Source organism: Novosphingobium sp. B-7 (genome assembly GCF_000410615.1).
GTDB lineage: Bacteria > Pseudomonadota > Alphaproteobacteria > Sphingomonadales > Sphingomonadaceae > Novosphingobium > Novosphingobium capsulatum.
Genome location: NZ_APCQ01000016.1, coordinates 1 through 1,763 on the forward strand (window position 1 = coordinate 1; position 1,763 = coordinate 1,763).

At 68.3% G+C, this 1,763-nt stretch carries 2 protein-coding genes; one reads left to right on the top strand and one right to left on the bottom strand.

Going from position 1 to position 1,763, the window contains the following annotated elements:
• A partial coding sequence (locus tag H926_RS0100270) for an enoyl-CoA hydratase/isomerase family protein (protein WP_022674510.1) occupies positions 1-297 on the bottom strand: 297 nt, incomplete at its 3' end.
• Between the two features lie 93 nt (positions 298-390).
• Between H926_RS0100270 and serS the strand changes: the two genes are divergently transcribed.
• Positions 391-1,671, top strand: coding sequence for a serine--tRNA ligase (serS, locus tag H926_RS0100275; protein ID WP_022674511.1), 1,281 nt, complete (start codon positions 391-393; stop codon positions 1,669-1,671).
• Positions 1,672-1,763: the final 92 nt, after the last annotated feature.

The following is a 1,763-nucleotide window of genomic DNA, read 5'->3' on the forward strand; positions in this document are numbered from 1 at the left end:
CTTGCGCCGGCCAAACAGGCGCAGCGCCTGGTCATAGAGCCGGCGGATCGCGGCCAGCCCATCGGGCCCGCTTTCCCCGGCCGCGCCGCCAACCAGGTCTGCCCCGGCGCAAAAGGTCTTGCCTTGCGCGCGCAGCACGATCGCGCGCACCTGCGGATCGGCATCGCAGGCCTCCACCGCATCGGCGATCTCGCCCAGCAATTCCACCGAGAGGAAATTGAGCGGCGGATGGGCAAGCGTGATGATGCCAAGATGATCGGCAACCTGAAGAGCGAGGCGGTGCGGGGTCTGCGTCATGCGCGCCTTGTTCCTGATCTGCCCTTTTCCGGCAAGTCTCATCGCATCGGGCCGATTGCATCCGCGCAGCCTTGCGGGCATAGCCCGGCAACCATGCATGATATCCGCCTGATCCGCGAAAACCCGCAAGCCTTCGACGCCGCCCTCGCTCGCCGTGGCGTGGCCCCCGTCTCTGCCGACATCCTGGCGCTCGACGCCCGCCGCCGCGAGGTGGCCACGCGGATGCAGGAGGCGCAGGGCCGCCGCAACGAAGCCTCGAAGCTGATCGGCGCGGCCATGGCCAAGGGTGACAAGGACACCGCCGAAGCGCTCAAGGCCGAAGTCGCCACGCTGAAGACCACGCTGCCCGCGCTGGAAGAGGAAGAACGCCAGCTTTCCGCGCAAAGCCTGGCCGCGCTGGCCGCCCTGCCCAACCTGCCCGCCGATGCCGTGCCCGAGGGGGAAGACGAAGCCGGTAACGTGGAAGTGGCCCGCTGGGGCACCCCGCGCAGCTTTGCCTTTGCGCCCAAGGAACACGCCGATCTGGGGCCGGCGCTCGGCCTGGACTTTGAAACCGGCGCGCTGATTTCGGGCGCACGCTTTACCTTCCTGCGCGGCCAGATGGCCCGCCTGCAACGCGCGCTGGCGCAGTTCATGCTCGATCACCAGACCGGCGTGAACGGCCATGTCGAATGCGCCCCGCCGCTGCTGGTCAAGGACGAGGCGGTGTTCGGCACGGGCCAGTTGCCCAAGTTTGCCGAAGACCTGTTCCGCACCACCGACGGGCGCTGGCTGATCCCCACGGCCGAAGTCTCGCTGACCAATGCCGTGCGCGAACAGATCCTGCCCGAAAGCGCGCTTCCCCTGCGCATGACCGCGCTGACCCCGTGCTTCCGCAGCGAAGCCGGTGCCGCCGGTCGCGACACGCGCGGCTATATCCGCCAGCACCAGTTCGACAAGGTGGAACTGGTCACGATCTGCAAGCCCGAGGATTCGGCCGCCGAGCACGAACGGATGACGGCGGCGGCGGAATCGGTGCTCCAGGCGCTGGACCTGCCCTATCGCAAGATGCTGCTGTGCGCCGGCGACATGGGCGCGACTGCCCGCATCACCTATGACCTGGAAGTGTGGCTGCCGGGGCAGGATGCCTATCGCGAGATTTCCTCGTGCTCCAACTGCGGCGATTTCCAGGCGCGGCGGATGAACGCGCGCTATCGGCCAGACAATGCCAAGGGCACCGAATTCGTTCACACGCTCAATGGTTCGGGCCTGGCCGTGGGCCGCACGCTGGTGGCCGTGCTGGAAAACTATCAGCAGGAAGACGGCTCGGTAGAGGTGCCAGCAGCGCTGGCGCCTTACATGGCCGGGCTCACCCGCCTGGTGCCGCAGGGCTGAGCGCCATGGGGCGGATGCAACGGCGCGGCCTGGGCTTCCTGCTCGCGCTGCTGCCGTCGGCATCGCTGGCTGCGCCGCCCGCCCCGCCCGCA

Excerpts from the sequence above, each read along its gene's own strand:
- serS (WP_022674511.1), top strand. The coding sequence starts at position 391 with ATGCATGATATCCGCCTGATCCGCGAAAACCCGCAAGCCTTCGACGCC.